Source organism: Fictibacillus sp. b24 (assembly GCF_030348825.1).
Lineage (GTDB): Bacteria > Bacillota > Bacilli > Bacillales > Fictibacillaceae > Fictibacillus.
The window spans coordinates 989105-1012861 of the sequence record NZ_JAUCES010000005.1 but is presented as its reverse complement, the minus strand read 5'-3'; the positions used below and the strand labels follow the sequence as shown (position 1 = coordinate 1012861).

The 23757-nt window shown below is 40.2% G+C and carries 29 protein-coding genes and 1 riboswitch; of the genes, 8 read left to right on the top strand and 21 right to left on the bottom strand.

Annotated elements, in window-relative coordinates:
- Positions 1-44: 44 nt before the first annotated feature.
- The 4 genes from QUF49_RS05065 to argC are packed head-to-tail and all read right to left on the bottom strand — an operon-like array spanning position 45 to position 4237.
- On the bottom strand, positions 45-1199 hold the full coding sequence (locus QUF49_RS05065) for an acetylornithine transaminase (protein WP_289494647.1): 1155 nt from the start codon (positions 1197-1199) through the stop codon (positions 45-47).
- On the bottom strand, positions 1199-1942 hold the full coding sequence (gene argB / locus QUF49_RS05060) for an acetylglutamate kinase (protein WP_289494646.1): 744 nt from the start codon (positions 1940-1942) through the stop codon (positions 1199-1201). Before argB ends, QUF49_RS05065 begins: the two co-directional genes overlap by 1 nt.
- Before the next feature lie 15 nt (positions 1943-1957).
- A complete protein-coding gene (argJ, locus tag QUF49_RS05055) occupies positions 1958-3184 on the bottom strand; it encodes a bifunctional ornithine acetyltransferase/N-acetylglutamate synthase (RefSeq protein WP_289494645.1) in 1227 nt (408 codons plus the stop codon).
- An 18-nt stretch (positions 3185-3202) separates the two neighbouring features.
- On the bottom strand, positions 3203-4237 hold the full coding sequence (argC, locus tag QUF49_RS05050; RefSeq protein WP_289494644.1) for an N-acetyl-gamma-glutamyl-phosphate reductase: 1035 nt from the start codon (positions 4235-4237) through the stop codon (positions 3203-3205).
- A gap of 795 nt (positions 4238-5032) precedes the next feature.
- Here argC and QUF49_RS05045 point away from each other — a divergent pair.
- The gene (locus QUF49_RS05045; RefSeq protein WP_289494643.1) at positions 5033-5182 is read left to right on the top strand and encodes a hypothetical protein; all 150 of its coding nucleotides are present in this window, start codon (positions 5033-5035) and stop codon (positions 5180-5182) included.
- Between the two features lie 62 nt (positions 5183-5244).
- On the opposite strand, the gene QUF49_RS05040 is transcribed toward QUF49_RS05045, so the two are convergent.
- The 3 genes from QUF49_RS05040 to yutH all read right to left on the bottom strand — a co-directional run bounded on the left by QUF49_RS05040 (position 5245) and on the right by yutH (position 8356).
- A complete protein-coding gene (locus tag QUF49_RS05040; RefSeq protein ID WP_289494642.1) occupies positions 5245-6021 on the bottom strand; it encodes an SDR family oxidoreductase in 777 nt (258 codons plus the stop codon).
- A 12-nt stretch (positions 6022-6033) separates the two neighbouring features.
- The gene (locus QUF49_RS05035) at positions 6034-6999 is read right to left on the bottom strand and encodes a 2-hydroxyacid dehydrogenase (protein WP_289494641.1); all 966 of its coding nucleotides are present in this window, start codon (positions 6997-6999) and stop codon (positions 6034-6036) included.
- 334 nt (positions 7000-7333) lie between these two features.
- A complete protein-coding gene (gene yutH / locus QUF49_RS05030; RefSeq protein WP_289494640.1) occupies positions 7334-8356 on the bottom strand; it encodes a spore coat putative kinase YutH in 1023 nt (340 codons plus the stop codon).
- A gap of 196 nt (positions 8357-8552) precedes the next feature.
- On the opposite strand from yutH, the gene QUF49_RS05025 reads away from it, so the two are divergent.
- Complete coding sequence (locus tag QUF49_RS05025) at positions 8553-9050, top strand: phosphatidylglycerophosphatase A family protein (protein ID WP_289494639.1); 498 nt, start codon at positions 8553-8555, stop codon at positions 9048-9050.
- A 63-nt stretch (positions 9051-9113) separates the two neighbouring features.
- On the opposite strand, the gene QUF49_RS05020 is transcribed toward QUF49_RS05025, so the two are convergent.
- The 4 genes from QUF49_RS05020 to QUF49_RS05005 form a co-directional block, all read right to left on the bottom strand.
- Positions 9114-9251 (bottom strand): hypothetical protein, encoded by a 138-nt coding sequence (locus QUF49_RS05020; RefSeq protein WP_289494638.1) that lies wholly within the window; start codon positions 9249-9251, stop codon positions 9114-9116.
- Positions 9252-9315: 64 nt separating this feature from the next.
- Entirely contained in the window at positions 9316-10083 is a 768-nt protein-coding gene (locus QUF49_RS05015) for a TIGR01457 family HAD-type hydrolase (RefSeq protein WP_289494637.1), read from the bottom strand.
- A gap of 181 nt (positions 10084-10264) precedes the next feature.
- Positions 10265-10915 carry a helix-turn-helix transcriptional regulator gene (locus QUF49_RS05010; RefSeq protein WP_425590453.1) on the bottom strand — a complete coding sequence of 217 codons (651 nt, stop codon included), beginning with the start codon at positions 10913-10915 and terminating at the stop codon, positions 10265-10267.
- Between the two features lie 93 nt (positions 10916-11008).
- Complete coding sequence (locus tag QUF49_RS05005) at positions 11009-11449, bottom strand: DUF86 domain-containing protein (protein ID WP_289497580.1); 441 nt, start codon at positions 11447-11449, stop codon at positions 11009-11011.
- Between the two features lie 110 nt (positions 11450-11559).
- Between QUF49_RS05005 and QUF49_RS05000 the strand changes: the two genes are divergently transcribed.
- Together QUF49_RS05000 and QUF49_RS04995 are read left to right on the top strand one after the other, a co-directional pair.
- Positions 11560-11829, top strand: coding sequence for a DUF3055 domain-containing protein (locus tag QUF49_RS05000; protein ID WP_289494635.1), 270 nt, complete (start codon positions 11560-11562; stop codon positions 11827-11829).
- Positions 11830-11921: 92 nt separating this feature from the next.
- Positions 11922-12218, top strand: a complete 297-nt coding sequence (locus QUF49_RS04995) for a hypothetical protein (protein ID WP_289494634.1) — start codon at positions 11922-11924, stop codon at positions 12216-12218.
- Between the two features lie 67 nt (positions 12219-12285).
- Here QUF49_RS04995 and QUF49_RS04990 read toward each other — a convergent pair whose 3' ends face one another.
- A complete protein-coding gene (locus tag QUF49_RS04990) occupies positions 12286-12561 on the bottom strand; it encodes a YutD family protein (RefSeq protein WP_066238928.1) in 276 nt (91 codons plus the stop codon).
- A 119-nt stretch (positions 12562-12680) separates the two neighbouring features.
- Here QUF49_RS04990 and QUF49_RS04985 point away from each other — a divergent pair, with 119 nt between their 5' ends.
- Entirely contained in the window at positions 12681-13292 is a 612-nt protein-coding gene (locus tag QUF49_RS04985) for a YhcN/YlaJ family sporulation lipoprotein (protein WP_289494633.1), read from the top strand.
- A 40-nt stretch (positions 13293-13332) separates the two neighbouring features.
- Here the strand turns inward: QUF49_RS04985 and lipA are convergent, their stop codons facing one another.
- Complete coding sequence (gene lipA, locus QUF49_RS04980; protein ID WP_289494632.1) at positions 13333-14217, bottom strand: lipoyl synthase; 885 nt, start codon at positions 14215-14217, stop codon at positions 13333-13335.
- A gap of 204 nt (positions 14218-14421) precedes the next feature.
- Between lipA and QUF49_RS04975 the strand changes: the two genes are divergently transcribed.
- Positions 14422-15420, top strand: a complete 999-nt coding sequence (locus tag QUF49_RS04975) for a M23 family metallopeptidase (RefSeq protein ID WP_289494631.1) — start codon at positions 14422-14424, stop codon at positions 15418-15420.
- Here QUF49_RS04975 and QUF49_RS04970 read toward each other — a convergent pair.
- The 7 genes from QUF49_RS04970 to QUF49_RS04940 all read right to left on the bottom strand — a co-directional run bounded on the left by QUF49_RS04970 (position 15373) and on the right by QUF49_RS04940 (position 21897).
- The gene (locus QUF49_RS04970; protein ID WP_289494630.1) at positions 15373-15852 is read right to left on the bottom strand and encodes a hypothetical protein; all 480 of its coding nucleotides are present in this window, start codon (positions 15850-15852) and stop codon (positions 15373-15375) included. The two genes, QUF49_RS04975 and QUF49_RS04970, sit on opposite strands and share 48 nt — an antisense overlap.
- A 46-nt stretch (positions 15853-15898) precedes the next feature.
- On the bottom strand, positions 15899-16003 hold the full coding sequence (locus QUF49_RS04965) for a methionine/alanine import family NSS transporter small subunit (protein ID WP_156488327.1): 105 nt from the start codon (positions 16001-16003) through the stop codon (positions 15899-15901).
- 1 nt (position 16004) lies between these two features.
- Positions 16005-17507, bottom strand: coding sequence for a sodium-dependent transporter (locus QUF49_RS04960; protein WP_289494629.1), 1503 nt, complete (start codon positions 17505-17507; stop codon positions 16005-16007).
- A 189-nt stretch (positions 17508-17696) separates the two neighbouring features.
- On the bottom strand, positions 17697-19286 hold the full coding sequence (locus QUF49_RS04955) for a Na+/H+ antiporter NhaC family protein (protein ID WP_289494628.1): 1590 nt from the start codon (positions 19284-19286) through the stop codon (positions 17697-17699).
- 143 nt (positions 19287-19429) lie between these two features.
- A riboswitch (Lysine riboswitch) is annotated at positions 19430-19613 on the bottom strand.
- A gap of 102 nt (positions 19614-19715) precedes the next feature.
- Positions 19716-20558 carry a sporulation protein YunB gene (yunB, locus tag QUF49_RS04950; RefSeq protein ID WP_289494627.1) on the bottom strand — a complete coding sequence of 281 codons (843 nt, stop codon included), beginning with the start codon at positions 20556-20558 and terminating at the stop codon, positions 19716-19718.
- Positions 20559-20629: 71 nt separating this feature from the next.
- Positions 20630-21106 carry a dihydrofolate reductase gene (locus QUF49_RS04945; protein WP_289494626.1) on the bottom strand — a complete coding sequence of 159 codons (477 nt, stop codon included), beginning with the start codon at positions 21104-21106 and terminating at the stop codon, positions 20630-20632.
- Positions 21103-21897 (bottom strand): thymidylate synthase, encoded by a 795-nt coding sequence (locus QUF49_RS04940; RefSeq protein WP_289494625.1) that lies wholly within the window; start codon positions 21895-21897, stop codon positions 21103-21105. The genes QUF49_RS04945 and QUF49_RS04940 overlap by 4 nt, the downstream gene beginning before the upstream one ends.
- 96 nt (positions 21898-21993) lie before the next feature.
- Between QUF49_RS04940 and QUF49_RS04935 the strand changes: the two genes are divergently transcribed.
- Positions 21994-22242, top strand: coding sequence for a hypothetical protein (locus QUF49_RS04935; RefSeq protein WP_289494624.1), 249 nt, complete (start codon positions 21994-21996; stop codon positions 22240-22242).
- 28 nt (positions 22243-22270) lie between these two features.
- Positions 22271-22573: a YunC family protein gene (locus QUF49_RS04930; protein WP_289494623.1), complete on the top strand. Its 303-nt coding sequence runs from the start codon at positions 22271-22273 to the stop codon at positions 22571-22573.
- Between the two features lie 341 nt (positions 22574-22914).
- On the opposite strand, the gene QUF49_RS04925 is transcribed toward QUF49_RS04930, so the two are convergent.
- Positions 22915-23757, bottom strand: coding sequence for a DUF72 domain-containing protein (locus QUF49_RS04925; protein ID WP_289494622.1), 843 nt, complete (start codon positions 23755-23757; stop codon positions 22915-22917).

Sequence of the window (23757 nt, the reverse complement as noted above, 5' to 3'; positions counted from 1 at the left end):
ATTTTTATTCATATTTACGTATAAAAAATAAGGATTATTCGTCCTTAAATGGCTTTTGTATAAATATTGTTAAACGCTTCGTTGATGATTCGCAATGCCGTTTCTAATTCTTCATCTGTTACGGTCAAAGGCGGCAATAAACGGATTACCTTCTCACCTGCCGGAACCGTCAATAAACCGTTCTCTTCAAGAGCTTTTATTAATTCAGCAGCCTGATCACACTCAATACCTATTAATAATCCTTCTCCTCGAATTTCATTTACGAATGGCAGTTTCATCAAATTATCTTCTAATCTGTTTATAAAATATATACCTTTTCTTTTTACCTCGCTTAAGAAGTTGTCGCTAAAAATAATATTTAAAACCGTTTGGCTTACTGCACAAGCTAACGGATTTCCTCCAAACGTCGTTCCATGACTGCCTGGCCCAAATGCTTCTTTCAACTTGCTTTTACCAAGCATTGCCCCTATTGGAAAGCCGTTCCCTAACCCTTTTGCGAGAGTCACGATGTCAGGATCCAAATCAAAATGTTCATAAGCATATCTTTTTCCAGTTCGGCCGATACCTGTCTGAACTTCATCTATGATTAGGAGAATATCGTGTTGCTTACACATTTCTTGGACTTCTTTATAAAATGACTGATCAGCAACCGTTATGCCGCCTTCACCTTGAATCACTTCCATCATGATTGCAGCTGTGTCAGAATCAGCCGTATTTTTGAGCTGCTGGCTATCGTTCCAAGGAAGATGGATAAATTCTGACAGAAGCGGTCCGTAGCCTTCTTTTATTTTCTGCTGACCAGTTGCCGACATGGAACCGAATGTACGGCCATGAAATGAATTCTTAAACGTAATGATCTTGTTTCGTTTTGTAAATTTCTTCGCAAGCTTAATCGCTGCTTCATTAGCTTCAGCGCCACTATTGCAGAAGAAGGCAGCATCTAAATTGGTTTGATTCACTAGGGTTTCAGCGAGAAGCTCTTGTTGCTGTATTTCAAAGAGATTAGAAGTATGCCAGATACGCTCACTTTGTTCCTTTAATGCTTTAACCACTTCAGGATGGCAATGCCCTAGACTTGTTACTGCAATTCCACTTGTGAAATCTAAGTAGCGCTTGTTGTTTTGATCAAATACAATCGTTCCGCTTCCTTTTTGAAGCTCTATATGTTTTCTTTTGTACGTAGGAAAAAGTGAACTCATTAAACCATGACCTCCTTAGAAGCAATTACAGTACCTGAGAGCGTTTGATCCGTAATTAACACTTCATGAATATTGAAATCCAGACATTTAATAGCTGCCTCGACTTTCGGCACCATTCCGCCATGTATATGACCTTGAATCATATTTTTTTGTATTTCAGAAACAGTTAGTGAGTCAGCCCATTTTCCGTTAAGCTGAATACCAGGAGTATCAGTCACAAAGCAGATTGAATGAGCTGCTAAGGCTGCCGCCGTTTCTCCTGCAGCTGTATCTGCATTGATATTCACCGTTTCGCCTTCGTCTGTTATACCGAGGGATGCAATGACAGGTACCTTACCTGAGTTCAGCACGTTTTCAATGATTTCTGTTTTTACTTTCTTAACACGTCCCACCCATCCATATTGCTTCTTATCTAAAAAATCACATTGTATGAGGGATTGCTCTGAACCACACAAACCCCGTGCCGAGATCCCTTTATTATTTAGCACATGTACAAGATTTTTGTTGGTGATGTCTTTTAAGGCAGCCTTAACGCAAGAAAGCGTCTTTTCGGTCGTTATCCTTATCCCGTTCTTCATTTCTAAAGGAAGTCCTGATTCTTTAAGTTTTTTGTTGATCTCAGGCCCGCCTCCGTGAACGATAACGATTTTTTCACCTTGCTGAACTCTTTCTTTTAGAGCAGCAAAAAATGCAGGCTGTAGATCAGCTAGTGTACTTCCTCCAATTTTGATAACATGAAACACAACGCTCACATCCTTTTACGTTCGATAACTTGCATTGATTTGAACATAGTCGTACGTTAAATCGCATCCCCATGCTCGGCCGCTTCCGTTTCCTTCAGATAAAATAACCGTTATATGAATCTCATGGCTCTTTAAGTAGTTTCGAATTTTCTCTTCTGAAAAGTGAACAGGCTCTCCGCCTACAACGACTTCATTTTCACCGATTAAGATCTTTACGGCATCTGGATTAAATTTCACTCCGCTATATCCCGCTGCGGCGATGATTCTGCCCCAGTTCGCATCACATCCAAAAACAGCTGTTTTAACAAGCGGTGAACCTACTACGGTTTTGGCTATGATTCTAGCTTCTTTCTCTGTATTCGCACCTAACACGTTAACTTCAATGAGCTTGCTGGCACCTTCTCCATCTTTCGCAATAAGTTTGCCCAAATCTTCACAAACGAGGACGAGCGCTTCTAAGAACAGTTCCCATTCAGGATGGTTCTTGTTTAACTCTTCATTCTCACCCATTCCGTTTGCCAGCATGAGGACCATGTCATTTGTTGAGGTGTCACCATCAACCGTAATGCAGTTAAACGTTCGTTCCACCGCATAACTGAGTGCTGCGTGAAGGTCACTTTGATTGATCGCTGCGTCTGTTGTAATAAAGCCAAGCATTGTAGCCATGTTCGGATGAATCATACCCGATCCTTTTGCTGTTCCTGCAATCGTGATGGTTTTGTCATTGATTTTCAGAGTGTAGGCTGTATTTTTTGAAACCGTGTCTGTTGTTAAAATGGCTTGAGCGAAATCTATTGAACCTTTCAACTCTGAATCTAGGACTAGTTTTTCAATTCCTGCTGAAATTTTATCCATTGGCAGATGTTCACCGATTACACCCGTAGAAGCTACTCCAACGTAATGGGAAGGTATATCAAGCTTCTCTGCGGTTTGAAGCTGCATGCTCTGTGCGTCTATTAAGCCTTTTTTCCCTGTACACGCATTCGCGTTACCTGAATTCACGATAACCGCCTGAAGCTTCCCTTCTTGCGAAATGCTGTTCTGTGTAACTTTTAATGGAGCTGCCTGTACTTGATTTGTTGTATAAACACCTGCTGCGTTTGCTGGAGTGACGCTGTATAACAATCCTAAGTCGAGCTTTTTATGTTTTACACCGCAATGAAGACCGCTCGCATGAAAGCCTTTTGGAGTTGCGATATTAATTCCTGTTATCTTTTGAATAGCCGCCTTTGTCGCCTGCATGTATCCTGCCTCCTTTTTTTAAGGGAACATCGGTGAATGCTTTAGTCCCTCTGTTTCATCGAGATCAAACATAACGTTCATATTTTGAACGGCCTGACCTGCTGCGCCTTTTAACAAATTGTCAATGACAGAAACAACTGTAATTCGATTCGTACGATCATCTACACCAAAAGTGAGATCACAATAATTGGATCCGTAAACTTGCTTTGTAAACAAGTTTGTTCTCTCATCATAAACACGCACAAAGTGTTTTTTGCTGTAGTATTCCTCATAGATTTCTTTTACCGATTGAGAGTTAGCATCCTCTTCTAATTCTGCGTACATGGTAGCCATGATTCCTCTTGTCATTGGGACGAGGTGTGTGTTGAACGTGATTTTTGTATCGATGCCCGTGATTGTTTGGATGGTCTGTTCAATCTCAGGTATATGCTGATGCTGATGCATCTTGTAAATACTTAAGCTATCGTTATTTTGAGAAAAATGCGTTCCTTTGTTAGGTGAAACACCTGCTCCTGATATTCCGCTCTTAGCATCGATCACTAGAGTTGAGGGCTTAATCATGCCTGTTTTTAATAGTGGCAATAGCCCAAGCAATGCTGCGGTAGGGTAACAGCCTGGGTTTGCGATCAAGTCACCCTTTTTTACATCTTCACTGTTCCATTCCGTTAATCCGTAAACCGCTTGATTTACAAGTGATATTGGTGGGGGCTCTTTACGATACCACTGTCGATAGGTGTCGTTGTTCTTGATTCGAAAATCCCCTGCTAAATCAATGATCTTCAAATTGTTTTTGACTAAAGGTGGAAGTAGCTCTGACGAAACACCGCTTGGAGCTGAGCAAAATAAAATGTCTAGCTCATCTATATGAAGCTGTTCTAATGAACGAAGCGGATGATTAACGATCTGGTATACATGCTGAACTTCATCTGAAAGCTGTTGACCTGCTTTGGAGGATGAATAGAGAAATACTTCCGTAATCTCCGGATGTGCAGATAATAGCCGGAATAACTCCATACCACCGTATCCGGTTACGCCAATAATTCCTGCTCTCAAATCACATCACTCCTTAAATAAGTTATGGTTCATTATAGGACTGTATAAAAATTAATTCAATAGTATATTTATAAATTTTTTATTTTCTTTGATTCTTTAGGTAAATATCGGTGTTTTTGGATGTAGTTGATCTCCGTTTCAGATGCTCGCTTTCCGGGGGGCGTGCAGTGAGCCACCCCGGCGCTATGCGCCCATAGGTGTCTCACCTGTCCCGCTGACCCCCCAGGAGTCTCGCATCTTACACTCCAATCAACTTTGCACAGAAGAAATGAAACAAATAAATAAATAAATAAATAAATAAACCCGAATGAAATACTCTTAAGAAAAGGACCATTGTAAGAAAATGTATAAATATGGAGATTTAAATGCTTTTCGAGGATGGAACTCAGGAGTTTTGCTAGTGGGATAAGCCTTTGAAATAGACACATTCAAAGATGCATGTTGGTCCTTCGTCTACAAGGAAATGCTGCCTAAGTGAGCTCTTCTCGTCTCAAGCTTTTCGAGAAGCTTCTAAAATTGCAAGCACGGGTCGCACTATCAACTTGCCACGAAAGATGAATGCAATAATTCAATCTTTTAGAGAGATGCCTAATAATAAACGCTCTATTCTAAAAAGATTGTTGCTTTCAAATTATTTATTTGCTTCTATGACAGTTGATTGGAGTGCAAGGTGGGTGCCTACCACCTGAGAAACGTCTCGCAAGGCATGCGACGAGGAAGCTTACTACGGTAGCATGAACATGTAGACGCAGGAGCAAGATTACTTCCTTGAGGCGGGCAGTCCGAAAAGTGGTAGTGGCTCGTTCAGCCACTGCAACTAGACAGGTGAGACACTTAAAAGTGAAACGTTGCGAATGTGGCTCACCGCCTGCCCCGCGGAAAGCGAGCACCTGGAACGGAAATCAACCACTTCCAAAAGCAACAAAGTTTGCGAAAACACCCTAAAGCAAAAACTGACTTTATGGTCAGATAATCAAACCACAAAAGCCAGTCACAAATGTTATTTATTATTGTCTTAAAAAACCGCCTTCTGAATGGATGATTTGCCCTGTTATCCACTCTGCTTCGGGCGATGCTAAAAACGCGATCAATCTTGCCGCATCTTCTGGTTTTCCGATTCTTCCTAACGGAAACTTAGGCAGGAGAACGTTTTGCACATCGTCAGTCATCCATCCCGTATCTGTTGGACCTGGATTAACCGCATTAACCGTAATACCTTTATGTCCGATTTCAGCTGCCAGCGTAACAGTGAGCGCATCGATCGCTCCTTTTGTTGCAGCATAGGCAAGCTCACCTGTCATCGGGCCTTTTGACTGACCTGAAGTTAGATGAATAATGCTGCCTCTTTCCCCTGTAAAACGCTTTGCGAATTCTACGCTTAAAAGGGTCGTAGCCCGAATGTTGATCTCATAATGAGAATCAAGAATTTCACTCGTTGTATCTTCCCACTTATGATTTTTTGAAAAACAAGCGTTGTTTACAAGAATACTTGATGGTCCTAATTTTTGCTCTAGTTTTTCAAAAAGAAGTGAAATATGATTAGAAACGCTCAAGTCAACTTCTTCATAAACAGCCTTCACGCCATAACTCTGAATTTTTTCAACAAGGCGATCTGGGTCACTTTGATGATCGCCTGCATGCATATCCTTGTCATATGTACCCCATGTCGTAAAGAAGATGTCTGCTCCTCTTTTTGCGAGCTGTAAACAAACCTCTGCTCCGATTCCATTTATTCGGCTAGCCCCTGTGACAATGGCTGTTTTTCCTTCTAAAGAACGAATCAATACAGTTCCTCCTTATTTGACAGGTGTTTCAGGCTCTTTTCCGTTCAATATATTTGCTATGTTTCTGCAGGCAAGTGCAGCCATTTTCATTCTTGTTTCTACACTGGCACTGCCGATATGCGGGAGTGTTACAACTTGCTTCATCGACAATAATGGGTGTTTTGGATCAATTGGTTCTTTTTCAAAAACATCCAGTCCCGCACCAGCGATTCTTTTGTTTTCCAGTGCTTCTACAAGGGCATCCTCATCAACCGATGCTCCTCTGCCGGCATTGATAAAGATTGCACTATCCTTCATACTTTGAAACGCTTCTCTGTTGAACATTCCTTTTGTTTCCGCGGTTAATGGAGCTAGTGAGACAACAAAATCTGATTGCTTTAAGAGCTCATGAAAATCTTTGTATTCGGCATCTAGTGAGAGCTCAGCTTCTGGCTTGCGATTTCGATTATGATACAAAATTTTCATATCAAATCCTTTTGCTCGTCTTGCTACTGCTTCACCGATTCTCCCCATACCAACGATACCAATTGTCTTGTGATGAACATCGGCTCCTGCGAGCAATAAAGGTCCCCAGCTGTTCCATTTTCCTTCTTTTACATAATTGGCCGATTCGACAATTCTGCGAGCTGTTGCGAGAATTAAAGAAAACGCCAAATCTGCCGTAGAATCGGTTAAAACATCTGGTGTGTTGCAAACCGTAATGCCTAGATTGCTGGCTAATTTTATATCAATGTTGTCATATCCAACAGCCAGATTTCCTACTACTTTAAGTGATGAAGCCTGCTGCAGCAATTCAGCATCGATGTTGTCAGAAAGCATAGTGAGCAGCCCATCTGCTTTTGAAGCCTCAGCTAAAAGTACATCTCGAGGAACCGCTTCTTCTTCATATGGCCACATATTGACCTCTGCTATTTGATTCAATTCAACTAGTGTTTCATCAGGTAATTTTCGTGTAATAAAAACATATGGTCTTTGCATCCGCTTTCACTCCTTGTTGTTATTTTCTCATGTGGTGGTAAGAAAATAAAGAAATGGGGCTGCGTACACAATATTTTTGAAGCCTGTTAGAAAGGCTTTGTCGAAAATCGGATAAATAATTTTATACGCGGAATTATTCTGTCTATACTCGGAATTATGAAGCTTATCCGCGGATATAAAAGTGGTTACCTTGGATATCATTTAGGCTGTTCACATCAGACGAACACTCTCTTATTTTGTCCGAGCTGCAGAAACGACTGAGCACTTTTTAGATTAAAAAGAACAAAAAAAGGAGGTGGACCTCAAAAGTACATTTTTGAGTCACCTCTTCTTTTTAAATCATCGGAACGAGCCAGTCGACTACTGGAATATTTAAATCACGAACTGGCAGACCGATGGATCTAAAGAAACTTTTCAGGAAGTATTCATTTTGTTTTTCATACGAGATTAAGTCAGTAAAGCGGCGTACATATAACTCTTTTCCAATATCTCTTTCGTTAGCATAATGATCTTCAACCGTATCAAAGTATTGTGAAGGGAAAAGCAGTCTTCCATATAGAAGCCGCCAAGCCCCTTTTGATAATGGCTTCACTTTTTCGTATTCATCGATAAATTGTAAAACTTCGTGACTTCTGAACTCTGGCTGATAAATTTTTTCACGGATGCATTCTGCTACATCTCTCATTGGACTGTCAATCACCCAGCCAACTGGCAGTTTAACAAAGCTGTTCGAAGTTCTGATCCAAGAACGTTCAGTGAATCTGTCATAACAGATGGCAGCTGAGCCAATTCCCTTTGGTCCTCTTTCTAACTGATAATCTGTAATATATTGAATAGCGTTCTCTGCCATTCCCTCATAATACGGAAAGGTAGTTAGAAATAGTTCGTCGAAATCATTCCTTTGTTTTCTTGCTGATACTTCTGCATACCTGTTATGCATCTCATCCACTCGATTGATCCACAACATTGGCCACTGGCTGTATGCAATTTGCTGAACAGGATAATATTGCTCAAGCCCTTTACCACGCTTATGGAATTCTGCGAGTTCAGAACCTAGTTCAATATTACGCTGTTCTCCTTTTTTGTGCTCTACTTTAAAAATGATTACGGACTCGCCGTCAACATAAGCGCTAGGCATGTTCGTAATGGTCGGCTGCAGCACGGGCAGAGAATTTTCTCCACGATGCTGTAGATAGTCACTGATATATGACATTTCTTGCAGCTTTTCATAGGACATTTGCTGCTGCGGAATCACGATATATTGATTTCCTTTGCAATAGAATGTTCGATAACCAGATTCAGATCTTCTGTCTTCACAAACCAATTGATAGTGATGAAATATATCTCTTTCAAACAAAGGCGATCCCCCCACCCCTTCAGCTTTCCAGCGGCTAATTGCTTAAGTGATCATGAGCGTAACACCGCATTTATGGATACAACATTGTATGCCCATATAGGCGAAGTGGTTAGCACTTTTTATAAATTCATAACTTTATCATGAAAACATATACTATACAAAGCTAAGGAGACTTATCGAGAAAAGGAGTACAGGGATGCCAAACAAAAAAGTGGAAAAAGTCGAAGAAACAGCACGTAAACAGCTGAACGAACGGGGCGTTACGGTAAACGATATAGCTGAACTCGTTTATTTTCTCCAAGTCCCCTATCATCCTGACCTAAAAATGGATGTTTGCAGAGAAAATGTTGAAAGAGTCATTGCTAAACGTGAAGTACAAAATGCAATCCTTACTGGCATTGCACTTGATGTGTTAGCGGAAGAAAAAAAACTTGAACAGCCGCTTCAAGAAATTTTGGCTCGAGATGAAAGTTTGTATGGGATTGATGAAGTGATTGCACTTTCTATCGTAAATATATATGGTTCAATTGGTTTTACAAATTACGGATTTATTGATAAACAAAAGCCTGGCATTTTAGAAAAGTTAAATGATAAATCTACAGGCAAGGTTCATACGTTTTTGGATGATATCGTGGGAGCTATTGCAGCCGCTGCGTCCAGCCGATTGGCACATCGCGCAGCAAATGAAGAATAAAAATAAGGCTTAAGAACAAGAGGAATTCTCTTTTGACTTAAGCCTTTTTATTTTGGCTGGTTTTTAACCATTGCTGCTCTCTGAAAGTAGTTGATTTGCGTTCCAGATGCTCGCTTTCCGCGGGGCGTGCGGTGAGCCTTCTCTGCGCTTTGCGCACTTAGAAGTCTCACCTGTCACACTCGTCCCGCAGGAGTCTCGCATCTTGCACTCCAATCAACTGTCAATGAAGAGATTTAGCAAAGCAACAATTACCTGTGGTAGCGGATTATTTAATATCCCACTCATCCAATCCGTTTACAGTATAAGTTGGATGCACCTCAATTTCCTCTAGATGTTTTTTCGTTGTCACTCCTGTGTGAACAAGCAGCGTATCCATTCCCGCACGAATACCGGCCATAATATCCGTTTGATAGTTGTCACCGATCATGAGTGTTTCTTCCTTTTTTGTTCCGAGCGTTTCCAATGCCATTTCCATAATAATGGACTCGGGTTTGCCAATAAACGTGGGTTCTATTTGTGTAGAGACCGTAATAACAGACGTTAAAGATCCGTTTCCTGGCAGAAGCCCTCTTTCTGTTGGAAGAGCGATATCACCGTTCGTAGAAATAAAAGTTGCTCCGTTTCGAACTGCTAGGCAAGCTTTAGCTAACTTTTCATACGTAATGGAACGGTCGATACCAATAACCACAAAGTCTGGATTCTCTTCAACGAGCTGAAGCCCCTTTTCCTGCAGCGCTTCTCTAATGCCATCTTCCCCGATACAATAAACTGTCGCATTTTCTTTTATTTCTGCAATATAGTTAGCCGTTGCCATGCTTGTTGTGTAAACATGCTCAGCAGATGCTGGTATATCAAATCCTTGAAGAACATCTGCCACTTGTTTCTTCGTCTTAGAAGAGTTATTCGTTACAAATAGATAGGGCAAATTTTGTTCGTTTAGTTTTTTTACAAAGTCAACTGCTTCCATAATTCTTTCGGTGCCCCGATACATCGTTCCGTCTAGATCAATCAAGAATCCCTTATATGCTTTCATCACATTCTCTCCTTTTATGTACCTTTATCATTTTGCCCACTGCTAAAGAAAACTTGTCTGACGCCAAATCTTTTTCGTCAGACTTAGTTGCGCTTATACTATCGACCTAAACTTGTTACGCATGCTAACAAGTTATAGTTTCTGGATAGTGAAAAAAAAAAAAAAACACACCTGAAGCGGTCTACACTTCAGATGTTTGCTTTTCTTCTTTTATAATATAGCAACAATAATCTCCGCCTTTAGCCATGCACGTCTTACGCTCTACATCGTCTGTTTGAAGCATGCGCTTAAACAGTGAGAGTTCACATGAACAGGCTTGCTGATACTCATTTGCCACCATAGCGATCGGGCAATTGTATTCTGTTAATACATACGTACCAGGGACTTCTCCCGACTTCCAATCGACCATGTATCCTGCTTCATTCTGGATGTTGGCAAGTTCGTTTACCTTTTGTTCAAAATCAGAAAGGATATTCATTCGATCTTTGTATTTATCCTGCAGACGGTTTTCACGTCTTTTAAATAATAGATCTACGGCTTCTGTTCCATTCACTTCTTCAATATCATTTAAGAATTCTACTGTAAGTCCTGAATAGTTTCGTGGAAATTGTTCGTCCCCGCTCGCTGTCAAATGATAAAAATGGATTGGTCTTCCCATGGCTTGCCGCACTAGAGTCGTTTCAATGACATGGTCACGCTCTAATGTGTTAAGATGGCGCCGAACGGCCATTTCTGTTATACCTAGGGATTTTGCCATTTCCGTAACGGTCATCCGTTTATTTCTCTTTAAAAGATAGATGATTTCATCACGGGTTGAGGTGTGATTCTTCATGGTCATCACCATCCTTTGTTACCATTTTACCGTAAATACAAGAAAACGTACATTTTTATATAAAAAAGTATAAAAACTATTTTTTACTTTATTTTATTCAGGCAGAAATGCTGAAACAGGACCGAGTTCCTCTTCTAAATAGCGTTTAATGTGAAGTGGAAATGCCTCAAGTTCTTGTATATGTTTATTAAGCGTACTGTATATTTCTTTTACATCTGCTAAAGTATATTCCTGAACAAGTGACTTGCGGAGATTTACGACTTGCTTCAAAGAAAGAGCTTCTTTATTCGGAATAACTTTTTCATCGATTAGGATATCAAGAATGTCTTCAAAGCTTCCAGGGTCGCGCATAATAAATCCGTCGATAATCATGTTTCCAACATCCATCATCGACTCGATCAATAAGTGTCCGATTCTTTCTAATGCCAGTACTTCCAATTGCTTTTTTGGTAAGGACATTTCTTTAAATGTCTTTAACAATTCATCCATATACACTAAATGTTCATTGATTTTCTTTCGATCAACAAAATACATAGTCATCACCTTTTGTAAGTTTCTCAAGTAAAGTGTAACATAAAGTAGGAGCCATCATGATTGCCTCAAATGAAAATTTGGTGATGTATTTATTGGAGGAGGAACAAAGAATGAGTGAAGAAACCTTTTTCTTATACGATGATAAGGAAACGACTGAAACACGTTTTGTGAGTTTTATGGGAAGAAATACACGTTTTGATCTAGCGATTGTAAAAACAACACGTCATTACGGGAAGTCCCTTGTTTTAAACATGCTTGGAAGTCATTATGCCATTATCGGCCAGGACGATTTAGAAGAAGAGGGCTATTTAGAACATGCGTTTAATCTAACAGAAGAAGACGCGATGGAACTTCGTGACTTTTTATCTGATGTTGTTTAAGCAGTAATCAAAATGTACCAAGAAAGAATCATGCTCTATGGGACACACTTTAGATAAGGATACGTTCTTATCCTAAACTGGCCTATGAGAGGATGGTTTTTTTGTTCGAAAAAGAAAAAAGGCAATACACCGATTTTTCGAATGTGGAGACCGGTCGTAACTATGTACTTCCCGAGGATTTACCTGAAGGACCATATGGATCGCCCATTAAGAGGGCTTTAGGAAAATCCACTCCTTGGAGAGAAGAACAGCGATATTATAGTGCCTTTAACTATGAAAACAAAAGCCTTCATGCTGGACTGGAAAGACAAGATCCTGGTGCGCATCCGACACATGATGACCCAGAATATCATACAGAACAGCCATATGACGATTCTCGAGGCTCATAAAGCTTGGCTGTCTTAAGTAAACCATTTACTGTCATCGCTTAGACAAAGAAAAACCCCTGAATTCAACTCAGGGGTTTACTTTTTTTACTACAAAATACGGACAACCGAAATTGCAATATTCATAAATGTATTCCGGCAGTGTGCTGATTTTCGTATCGAACGTAGCCTTTTCGTGGTTATCTTCAAAAAAGCCGCGGAGTCGAAGCTGTTCGTATCCGAGATCACCAACAATATAATCGTATTTATGTAAAATCTCACTGTAGCGCGCTTTAAATTGTTCCTCATTAAAGGCTTCACGTACATCTTCAATCACTTCATAGGAATAATTACCAACTGTAATCAAAAATGCTTCACCTCATTTCCTGATACTTATTTTACCATGTTTGTGCCTTTTACAGCCAACAATTTCTTTGTAAAGTAATTGCGTTTAAGGTCATTCTAATGATAAGGAGGTGAACATTTATGAAAAAATTAGGAATGCTTTTATTAATCAGCATCGTGCTCTCTGGATGCGGAGGTGCTGACCAAAAGAAAATGGGTCAAGAATATAAATTTTCAAAAACGAATGTAAAAGATGAGAATCGGATTGGCAACAACATGAATTATGGGGATTTTGGATATATGCGCCATATGTCCGGGGATAAAGTAAAATCAGGAAACGGCGTTCCATACTTAAATCGTCAAAAGCTTGCAGATATGATTTCAGATATGGTTCTTCAATTGCCTGATGTTAAAGATGTCGGCACATTAGTTACAGATGAAGAGGTTCTAATCGGTTACAAAACAACGAACAAGGACCGAAACGCTGCTGCAGACCAAGTGAAGATGACTGCCTTCTCGGTTGTACCACGGTACTTCCATGTATACGTGTCTGATGAAAAAGGCATGATTGATAAGATCGAGCAGTACCAATCATTAAATAATGATACGGAACAAATAGAAGGTATTATGGACCGATTGATTCAACAAATGAAAAAAGCCCCTCAAGGCAAGAAATGGAACTATGGGGAAAATGAGAATGGTGAAATGAACGGGGAAACCAATAATATGCGCAGTGAGATGGAAGGAAAATAAAAACCAGAAGCAGTTCGTTTGCTTCTGGTTTCTTTTTTATTTAGCTGTTTTGTGCAGCAGCATTAACTTGCTCATCTGCATGGTAAGAAGATCGTACAAGCGGTCCTGACTCACAGTGCTTGAATCCTTTAGAGAAAGCGATATCACGCAGTTCTTTAAATTCATCAGGTGTATAGTACTTTTGTACTTTTAGATGTTTTTTCGTCGGCTGCAAATATTGTCCGATGGTCATGATATCTACGTTGTTTGCGCGAAGATCATCCATCGTTTCAATGATCTCTTCCCATGTTTCTCCAAGTCCAATCATAAGACTGGATTTTGTTGGAATATTTGCATTCATTTCTTTTGCACGTCTTAAGAACTCCATCGTTCTGTCGTACGTAGCACGTGCACGAACTCTTGGAGAAAGTCGTCTCACTGTTTCGATGTTGTGGTTCATAATATCCGGTTTTGCATCCATTAGCGTTTTGAGTGCATCAAAGTCACCTAACATGTCAGAAGGAAGAACTTCAATCGAACAGAATGGGTTTCGGGCACGAACCGCACGAACCGTCTCAGCGAATACATGAGCTCCCCCATCTTTAAGGTCATCACGTGCTACAGCTGTAATAACTACGTGTTTTAGTCCCATTTGTTCAACAGATTCAGCAACACGTTCTGGTTCTTGCAGATCCAGTTCTGTTGGCAATCCTGTTTTTACTGCACAAAAACGACATGCGCGTGTACAGATGTCGCCTAATATCATGAATGTAGCGGTCTTACGAACAGCCCAGCATTCGTGAATGTTCGGGCATTTCGCTTCTTCACAAACGGTATGTAGCTTTTTTTCACGCATCATTTTCTTAAGTTCTTTATAATTTTCATTCGTGTTTAGCTTTATTTTTAACCACTCGGGTTTACGTACATATTCTTCTTTCTTTGCCATCATCATCACCCCAAATTTTCTTGGTCTTCACTATAATGAACGTTTGTTATTTAGTTTCTAATTAAACATTATTGTCCCATCAATACTCTACCATACGACAGGCCAAAACTCCAAACATGAGTTTTTTCCAACATTTTTCCTTCATGTTTTTTCCTAACTTCAACAAACTATAGGTAAATGAAAGAAAGGAGTGGATTGGGACGTATGAGGAAAACAGTCCTGTTCCTCACTCTGGCAGCCCTTCTAATAACCTTTCTTCCGGAAAGCAGGAGTGCGGCCGCAGAGCGATATTCAAAAGAAGATGTAGATAGACTCAGCCTCTACAAAAAAATGGAGTCCGTTACACTTATTCCATGGCACTATTTTGCCGGGGTTGACCAATATGAACGAAGTGTAAGAAAAGCAAGAAGAGACCTGCCTGCTAGAAAAGGTCTTGTGGGCATTTACTTTTCTCCCATACAATGGTCTGGGCCAATCAACCCAACAATGGATGATACGAACCCTGAGCGGATTTCAATGTTTGGCGGTATTGGAAAAGATGGAAATAATGATGGTATAGCTGACCGAAACAACGATGAAGATATTTTATTTACTTTTGCTGATATCATTCAAAAACACGGTCATGATACGGAGAATTTCAGAATTGGATTATGGAGCTATTATCAACGAGATAAAGCCGTTGATATTATTATGGAAAACGCAAAGATCTATGAGACATACGGTACAGTTTCCTTAGATAAACACAGCTTTATCGTGCCTTTACGATCGAACTACAGCTATCGAAGTACATGGGGTGACCGCCGCGGCTTTGGCGGATTGCGTATTCATGAAGGAACAGATATTTTTGCAGATTACGGCGTGCCAGTTAAAGCCGTTTCTTACGGAATCGTAGAAGTAAAAGGCTGGAACCGTTTTGGCGGCTGGAGAATTGGGGTCCGAGATATCAACAATGTGTATCACTATTACGCCCATTTAGGCAGCTTCAACAAGAGCATTGAAAAAGGAACAATCGTTGAACCTGGCATGGTGCTCGGATATGTAGGAAGTACTGGGTATGGGCCTCCTGGAACGTCAGGTAAATTCCCGCCTCATCTGCATTTTGGGATGTACCGCGATAACGGATATACCGAGTGGGCATTCGATCCGTATCCTTATTTAAAAGCTTGGGAACGTCAGGAACGAATCAGCAGCAGAAGAAGATAAATATAGTGATGATGAAAAAAGAAGCTTTAGGGCTTCTTTTTTCGTTTGGATGAAACGCGGAGGATAGTTGTTGAGCTTAATCTTTGGGAGCGAGCATAAACCTCCGTGAACGAGCGTAAATCTTCGGAATCGCTCGTAAATCTTTGGAATCGCTCGTAAATCTTTGGAATCGCTCGTAAATCTTTGGAATCGCTCGTAAATCTTTGGAATCGCTCGTAAATCTTTGGAATCGCTCGTAAATCTTTGGAATCGCTCGTAAATCTTTGGAATCGCTCGTAAATCTTTGGAATCGCTCGTAAATCTTTGGAATCGCTCGTAAATCTTTGGAATCGCTCGTAAATCTTTGGAATCGCTCGTAAATCTTTGGAATCGCTCGTAAATCTTTGGAATCGCTCGTAAATCTCGAGCTCTGCTCTGATTTACGAGCGCCACAGCATAAAAAAAGCTGGTTCTTCAACTGAAGAACCAGCTTCCCTTATTATTTCTTTCTAGAAACACGAACTACGTTTGCAATACTTGCTAAGAGTCCGCCCCACAGGATGACCATGCCGATTACCATCATTGCAATTGCACTACTAGTCATATCAGCTGACCTCCTTTTTCTCTTCAACTACATCAGATTTCCATTTAACAAGACCTAATGCAATACCGAGTACGATGACGCCTACTGCAACGACAACCCCATAAGTGACAACAAGTTCTGTAGGGTATCCACCGTAATTCTCTGCAATATTTTGCTTAATGTTATCAAACATCATGTAGCCAAGAAGGATTGGAGTGATGACGCCAAGACAAACTTTCCACCATAATCCTGTTCTTAAGTCGGAGATCGCATTTGCGTGATTTTGAAGTCCGCCTAATTGCTTAACGAACCAAGCAATTAGAACTACCTCTGCAAGACCAGCTAATGTGATACCGAAGTTGTTGATGAAGTAATCCACGATATCGAGCATGTACAGTCCGCCTTTTGTAGCGAAAAGCAATGAGATAACTGAAGCTACTCCTCCACCCATTAATACTGCTTTTGTTCTAGAGATTCCAAACTTGTCTTGTAATGCTGCCACATACGTTTCTACGATTGAGATCAACGACGTCATACCAGCAAAAACAAGTGTTAAGAAGAACATTGTTCCGAAAAATGCATTCCCACCAGGGAACTCATTAATGATAGCCGGGAATACTTCGAATGCTAGTCCGATTCCGCCTTTTACAACTTCCTGTACGGGCAGACCTTGTTGCATAGCCATGAACCCTAGTGCAGCAAAAACTCCGATTCCAGCAAGAAGTTCAAAACCTGAGTTTGCAAAACCTGTAATAAAAGCATTGTTGTTGATATCTGATTTCTTTGGCAGATAACTTGAGTACGTTACCATGATCGCAAACGCAATAGATAACGAGAAGAAAATTTGACCATAAGCCGCTACCCATACCTTACCGTTGTTTATAGCACTCCAATCAGGTGTAAAGAATGTATTCAAACCTTGAGCAGCACCATCAAGCGTAATTGCACGAATAACAATTAATAAAAACATAATAACTAAAGCTGGGATAAAAATTTTATTAAAGCGTTCGATTCCTTTAGATACACCTTTATAAAGAACTAGTAACGTTACAACCCATACGAGTAAAAGTGCAATTAAAATGCCGGGTACGATACCACCGATGTCACCAGGCGTTTTGCTTAATTGAAGTACCTCTCCATAAAAGAAATCGGAAGGCTTATCTCCCCAAGTAAGGTTTAGCGAGTAAATTGAGTACTTTACCGCCCATGCGATGATTACAGCATAGTAAGTGGAAATAACAAACGCTACAAAAACTTGCCACCATCCTAGCCATTCTGCATTCTTGTGAAGACGGAAGTAAGAAAGTGGAGCTGAACCCCGGTACTTATGTCCTAATGTGAATTCTAGGATGAGTAAGGGAATCCCTGCCGTTAAGAGTGCTACAAGATACGGGATAAAAAATGCTCCTCCACCGTTTTCATAAGCAACTGCCGGAAATCTCCAGATATTGCCGAGACCGATAGCGGAACCAACCGCTGCTAAAATAAATCCATAGCGGCTTCCCCATTGTTGCCTGTTTTCCATTGTTGTGTCCCCCTTTTTACAAAATCTAAAAGTTTAAAATTATTACTTTTTTCTGATTATTCTGCGTTCAGTATATTACATAACGTTGAAATCTGTCAAAACGTTTTTAGTTATTTTGTCGGAATTAGGGGAAAGAAGTCGTATAAATATAAGAAAAAGTGCCTGGTTTACTACCAGACACTTTCAAAATTATGCTTTTATAGAATTGTCAGCAATGCTATTTTTACTAGAGAATTTTTTTATAAATAACAAAGCGATAGCAAATACTCCCGTTGACACCAATAGTCCTATCCAAACACTTTCAGTTAATCCGAGTGCAAGATAACCCACTGCAGATACTCCAGCAGCGATTAAACTGTAAGGTAGCTGTGTCATGACATGATCAATATGATGACTTCCCGCTCCTGTTGATGAAAGGATCGTTGTATCTGATATTGGTGAACAATGGTCTCCAAAAACAGATCCAGCAAGCACAGCGGCAAGTACTGGCAGCATCAGTTCAATGTTAGTTGATGCTGAAATTTCTGCTGCGATCGGAAGCATCACACCGAACGTTCCCCAAGAAGTACCTGTCGCAAAAGCCATTAGACCTGACAGGACAAAAAGAACGAATGGAAGATAAGCTAAGTTCATATGCTGATCAACCAGTCCAGCGAGGTACTTACCTGTTCCTAAGCTATCTATAATGGAGATAATCGTCCAAGCAAAAAGTAAGATCGTTACAGCACCAATCATGGATTGAACACCGCGTCCAAGTCCTTTTCCTAGTGAAGCAGCTCCCATTTTTTTAGGCAGAAAGAACAGAATCGCTGCCGCCAATCCAATTAAACCACCATATAATAATGATTTAGGTACATCTGTATTTTCAAAGATAGATAAAAGAGTGACAGCCGTTGGTTCTTCAAGGCCTTTAACATTTTGAATACCCGTGTAGATCATAAATCCAACTGTTGAAACAATTAAAAGAACGATCGGCCAAACAAGATCTCCAACTTTTCCTTTATCGCTTTCTTCAAGTTTGATTCCTTCACCAATAGCTGCTTTTTTCTCAGGATCAATAACTTCACCTGTTGCAAAAGCATGTTCTTCATGTTTTCTCATCGGTCCAAAATCAAGTTGAAAATAAGCAACCGCAAACACAAGAATAAGTGCAAAAACTGCATAAAAATTCATAGGGATCATTTGTATAAAAGCACTGAACGCAGACATGTTTGTGATCTCATGTGTAGCAAAAATCGTACCGATAATCCCGATAATGTAAGCTCCCCAACTAGACACTGGCGAGATTACACATACAGGAGCAGCAGTAGAATCTAAATAATAAGCGAGTTTCGCCCTTGAAATACGGTGGCGATCTGTAATCGGTCTGCTTACATTTCCTACAGCAAGTGAATTAAAGTAATCATCAATAAAAATAACTAGTCCAAAAACAACCGTTAAAAGCTGTGCACCTCTTCTTGTTTTCACTCTGGAAATTGCCCATTCACCAAAAGCTCGGCTTCCCCCAGCTAAAGAGATAATGCTCGTCATCATTCCTAAGATCAATAGAAACAGCAGGATATATACATTCCATTCATTTAATGCTCCGTCAGACACGAAATGCCCTTTTACAATCGTTCCAATTTCCTTTAATGTAGCACCAATATTAAAATCGTGAAGCAATAGTGCTCCCGCTACAATTCCAGCCCCTAAAGAGATCAATACTCTTCGTGTTAAAACAACCATTAAAATGGCCAAAACGGGCGGTATTAATGAATAAATCGAATTCTCAAATTCCATGATGTTCCTCCTTCTTTTCATTAGCCATCGATTTTTGAGGAGTGTTTACAGGACGTTGAGGAAAAAAAGACAAAATAAAAAGCGATTAATAGACAAGGAAATAACCCGCTATCAATCACTTAAGTAATTTATGGTTTTCCTCATCGATCAGTAGTCCTCCACTGCTTTTAATTCCCAAGCAGTGACAGTTTTACACTTTTTCAGTGTAAACCCAGCAAAAGTGAACAGACGGTTTACATTTTGCTTCGGCGGAAGTTCCTTTTCTTTTTCTTCACAGACGTCACTCTCTGAAAAAGTACTTATAAAATCCGCTCCTCTACCCCATCGGTGATAGGCTTAAAGACATATAAAATTTTAAATTCAATTCTCATTATAACAAAGTTGTATAAATGGTCAACCCAAATGAATACTGTTAAATTCAGGAATATCCTACTCTGCCGCTTCCTCATCACCCGATTCTTCTGACGAGCTCTCCTCCGGGATATCCAGCTCATTATCGTCTTTAGGCTTTTCCTTTAAATCAGGAGTGATCGGAACAGTAGGCTGAATCGGATCTCCGGACTGGTTGTAGTAAACAGGTACCTCTCCTTTTATGAATTGAGCCGTAATCTTAATCGGTCTTTTTACTACCGTTGTTTCCGTTGCAAAAGGAATAACAATCCTCGTTTTGACAGTTACCACAATATCAATATTAATCCATGTATTATTGATACCGGAATTCTCGATTTTTTCTTCAATATCCGTGTTTGCTTCACCAATGAGCATGAATTTTATTGGAATTTTAGGACCTAAGTTTGCAAGTAAGGAGTTTCTCGTTGCTTGCCCTAGCGGAATTTCCATAATGACACCTGGTTCATTTTTATATGCTGTTATCCCTAATTCTTCGTTGCTTATTACTTCATGTGCTTTACCTTCTTCAATTTCCTTGAGGTATTTTTGAACCACTTTCTGTGATTGATTGGCAACCCTGTTAACTACGCTCTGATTAATGCCTGCAAACACGACATTTCCTTCCGTATCGGTCTTATATTCAATAATATCATCCATCTCTGAAGGACCTAATATTTCATTATCAATTGCTTCACTTATCGCTAGTGCTGCTATTTCTTCCGTCTTCTTTTGAGCGATGAGCATAAGCGTAGGTTCAATGCCTCTGTTCACAAGCCAAAGTCCTTGTATGGTTATAAAAGTAAAAAGAATAAATGAGATCAGCAGTACAAACCGGAATGGAAGCGGCCCTTTTCGGAGTTTCATTTTTCGACGTTTAAGCAAAAGGTAACCCCCCTTTATCTACATATACATATGTATGCAGACAAGAGGGGGGCTCATTCAAACTTTATGGTTTAATTTTTTTCGAACACAACGAAGTCATGTGCATATTTGTTTTTTTCATCAAGAATTCCTGGCTTACGTGAGACTTCACGCCACTCATCTCGATTGATTTCTGGAAAGTAAGTATCCGCATCAAAGGTATGGTGAATTTCAGTCACATATAGGCGATCAGCTACAGGCATAAACAATTTAAAAATCTCCGTTCCACCGATTACACACAATTCTTCGGCATCTTTCTTCAATACATCGTCTACAGAATGTACAATCGTTGTTCCTTCAGCTTGATAATTGTCATCTCTCGTTACCACTATATTTTCGCGGCCAGGTAAAGGCTTGCCGATGGATTCGTACGTTTTACGACCCATGACGATTGGTTTCCCCATCGTTACATTTTTAAAATGCTTAAGGTCGTTCGGCAGATACCACGGAAGATCATTGTCTTTCCCAATGGCCCGATTCTCATCCATTGCAACGACAAAAGAAATCATACGCTCACCACGCCTTTGATATGAGGATGTGCTTCATAGTCAACCAGTTCAAAGTCATCGTAAGTAAAATCAAAAATGTTCGTCACATTGGGGTTCAACTTCATTTTAGGAAGCGGCTTCGGCTCACGAGTCAACTGCAGTTCTACTTGTTCGAGATGGTTGGAGTAAATATGTGCATCACCAACCGTATGAACGAACTCGCCTGGCTTAAGACCCGTTACTTGGGCTACCATCATTGTAAGTAGTGCATAAGACGCGATATTAAACGGCACACCTAGGAAGCTGTCAGCTGAGCGCTGATAGAGCTGACAAGATAGCTTGCCATCAGCTACATAAAACTGAAATAGCAAGTGACAAGGCGGGAGCGCCATATTCGGTACATCAGAAGGATTCCATGCAGACACAATCAAGCGTCTTGAATCAGGATTCTTCTTAATGTCTTCAATAACGTTTGAGATTTGGTCGATGGTCTCACCGTTTGGAGCAGCCCATGAACGCCACTGGTGACCGTAAACTGGACCAAGATTTCCGTCCTCATCTGCCCACTCATCCCAAATCCGAACACCGTTTTCTTTTAAATAAGCGATATTTGTATCACCTTTTAAGAACCAAAGCAATTCATGAATGATGGATTTCAAATGAAGTTTCTTTGTTGTAACAAGCGGAAAACCTTCCTCTAAATCAAATCTCATCTGACGGCCAAATACAGATACCGTGCCAGTGGCTGTCCGATCTTCTTTTTTCGTACCGTTATGTAAGATATCTTGAAGAAAATCCAAGTATTGTTTCATCCCTCATCGCCTCCTCGATTTCTTTGACTCTTTTATATAAGATTGTTGCTTTCAAACCTCATTTTTATCTTCTATGACCGTTGATTGGAGAGCAAGGTGGGAGACTCCTGCGGGACAAGCGGTCAGGTGAGACACTTAAAAGTGAAACGTACGAATGTGGCTCACCGCCTGCCCCGCGGAAAGCGAGCACCTGGAACGGAAATCAACCACTACCAAAAAAGGAACAAAGGTTTACGAAAAGAGTCTTTTTCTTTTAATCGTATCATATCCGACTCCCTTTTTGTTCATGAAAAATCCATAAAAATAGCGTCAACACCTAACACTTTTTCCCTGATCTATACATAAAAATAATAATGAAGAAAGGAGTGGAAGCATGTTAGAGATGAACCCGATCTTAATAGAAGGACATCCATTTACCGCTGTCACCCTTCGTTTGCCAAAAACAAATTTTATGGCTGTGTTTAACGATAATGGATATATCATGTGTGGAGCACTAGATGTAGCTTTGTTAAATGAAAAATTAGCGGACCGTAAAATTATTGCAGGGCGCGCTGTAGGCGTTAGAACGATCGAACAGCTGCTGGATGCACCTTTAGAATCAATTACACTTGAAGCAAGGGAAAAAGGTATTGAAGTTGGTATGCAAGGGCGAAAAGCACTTTTAAAGATGCTTTAATGATAAAAAACTGCGCTATAAGACGCGCAGTTTTCTTTATATCTTAAAACGATCTCTTGTGATCTTTAATGATATTAGATTAATACATAACACGAGGGTAAGAAACTGGATACGTTTCGAATTGTTCGTAAATATGTAAACGAAAAGCAAGTAAACGCCACTGACGACAAAGGCAACCTGTAAGCAGTACATCATCTGAATCAATTTTTTATAATCCAAAGTGATCCCCACTTTCTTTATCCAGCTTAACTGATTTAATTCACCCTATTAGTATATCAGTCCATTTAAAAAATTGAATCGTTTACCATCTTTTGAAAACAATTTGTAATATTAGGAAAAGGTTAAAACAAGTCCAATTGTCTTGGCGCTAGAAAATCATAATGAATATCCAATAAATCGATCATCTGTTTTGCATTGTCAGCAGCATCTCCACCTGAGTTATTGTTAAATAGGATGGTAAGATTCTTTGTCTCTGATGCAAGCTTCTGAATCCGTTCTTTCCATTCATTTAGTTCGGCATCATTATATCGATAAAGATATCGGACTTCTCTCCAATTCGGCTGACCTTGATTGTTCCATCCATATACGTTTCTGCCGTGCATACGTACGAGTGTTTTTTCTTGTGTTGCATGCAAAACAATAGGTATAGAGCCTGTCCCGGCTTGGGGTTCGTCGCAAACCGTATGAATCCATCCTTCTTCTTTTATAAAACTCACCGTTTTCTCTGTCATTTCCTCGCTAAACCATGTTTGATTCCGAAACTCTAAAGCGACGGGGATGTTTCCCATCATTTCTTTCGCATACCGAAGCATCTGAACATTTTCCTTCTTACAATCAAACCATGGGGGATATTGAAAAAGCACCATCTCAAGCTTCCCTGACGAGATGACAGGCTGAATGGACAAGACGAAAGCTTCAAACATTTCTTTAACTGATTCAAAAGGTAATTTGCCTCTCGAATGACCTGTCATGCCTTGATAGGCTTTAACAACGAAGGAAAAGTCCTTCGGAGTGGCTGTAACCCACTTTTCATAGTTCTTTACAGGCTGAACCGCATAAAAGGAAGAATCGACCTCAACAACAGGAAAATGGCCGCTGTAGACAGCAAGCTTATCTCTTGCAGGGGTACCATCTGGATATAGAGAATCGTGATCTCCCCAACCTGTAACACCGATCTTAATCAT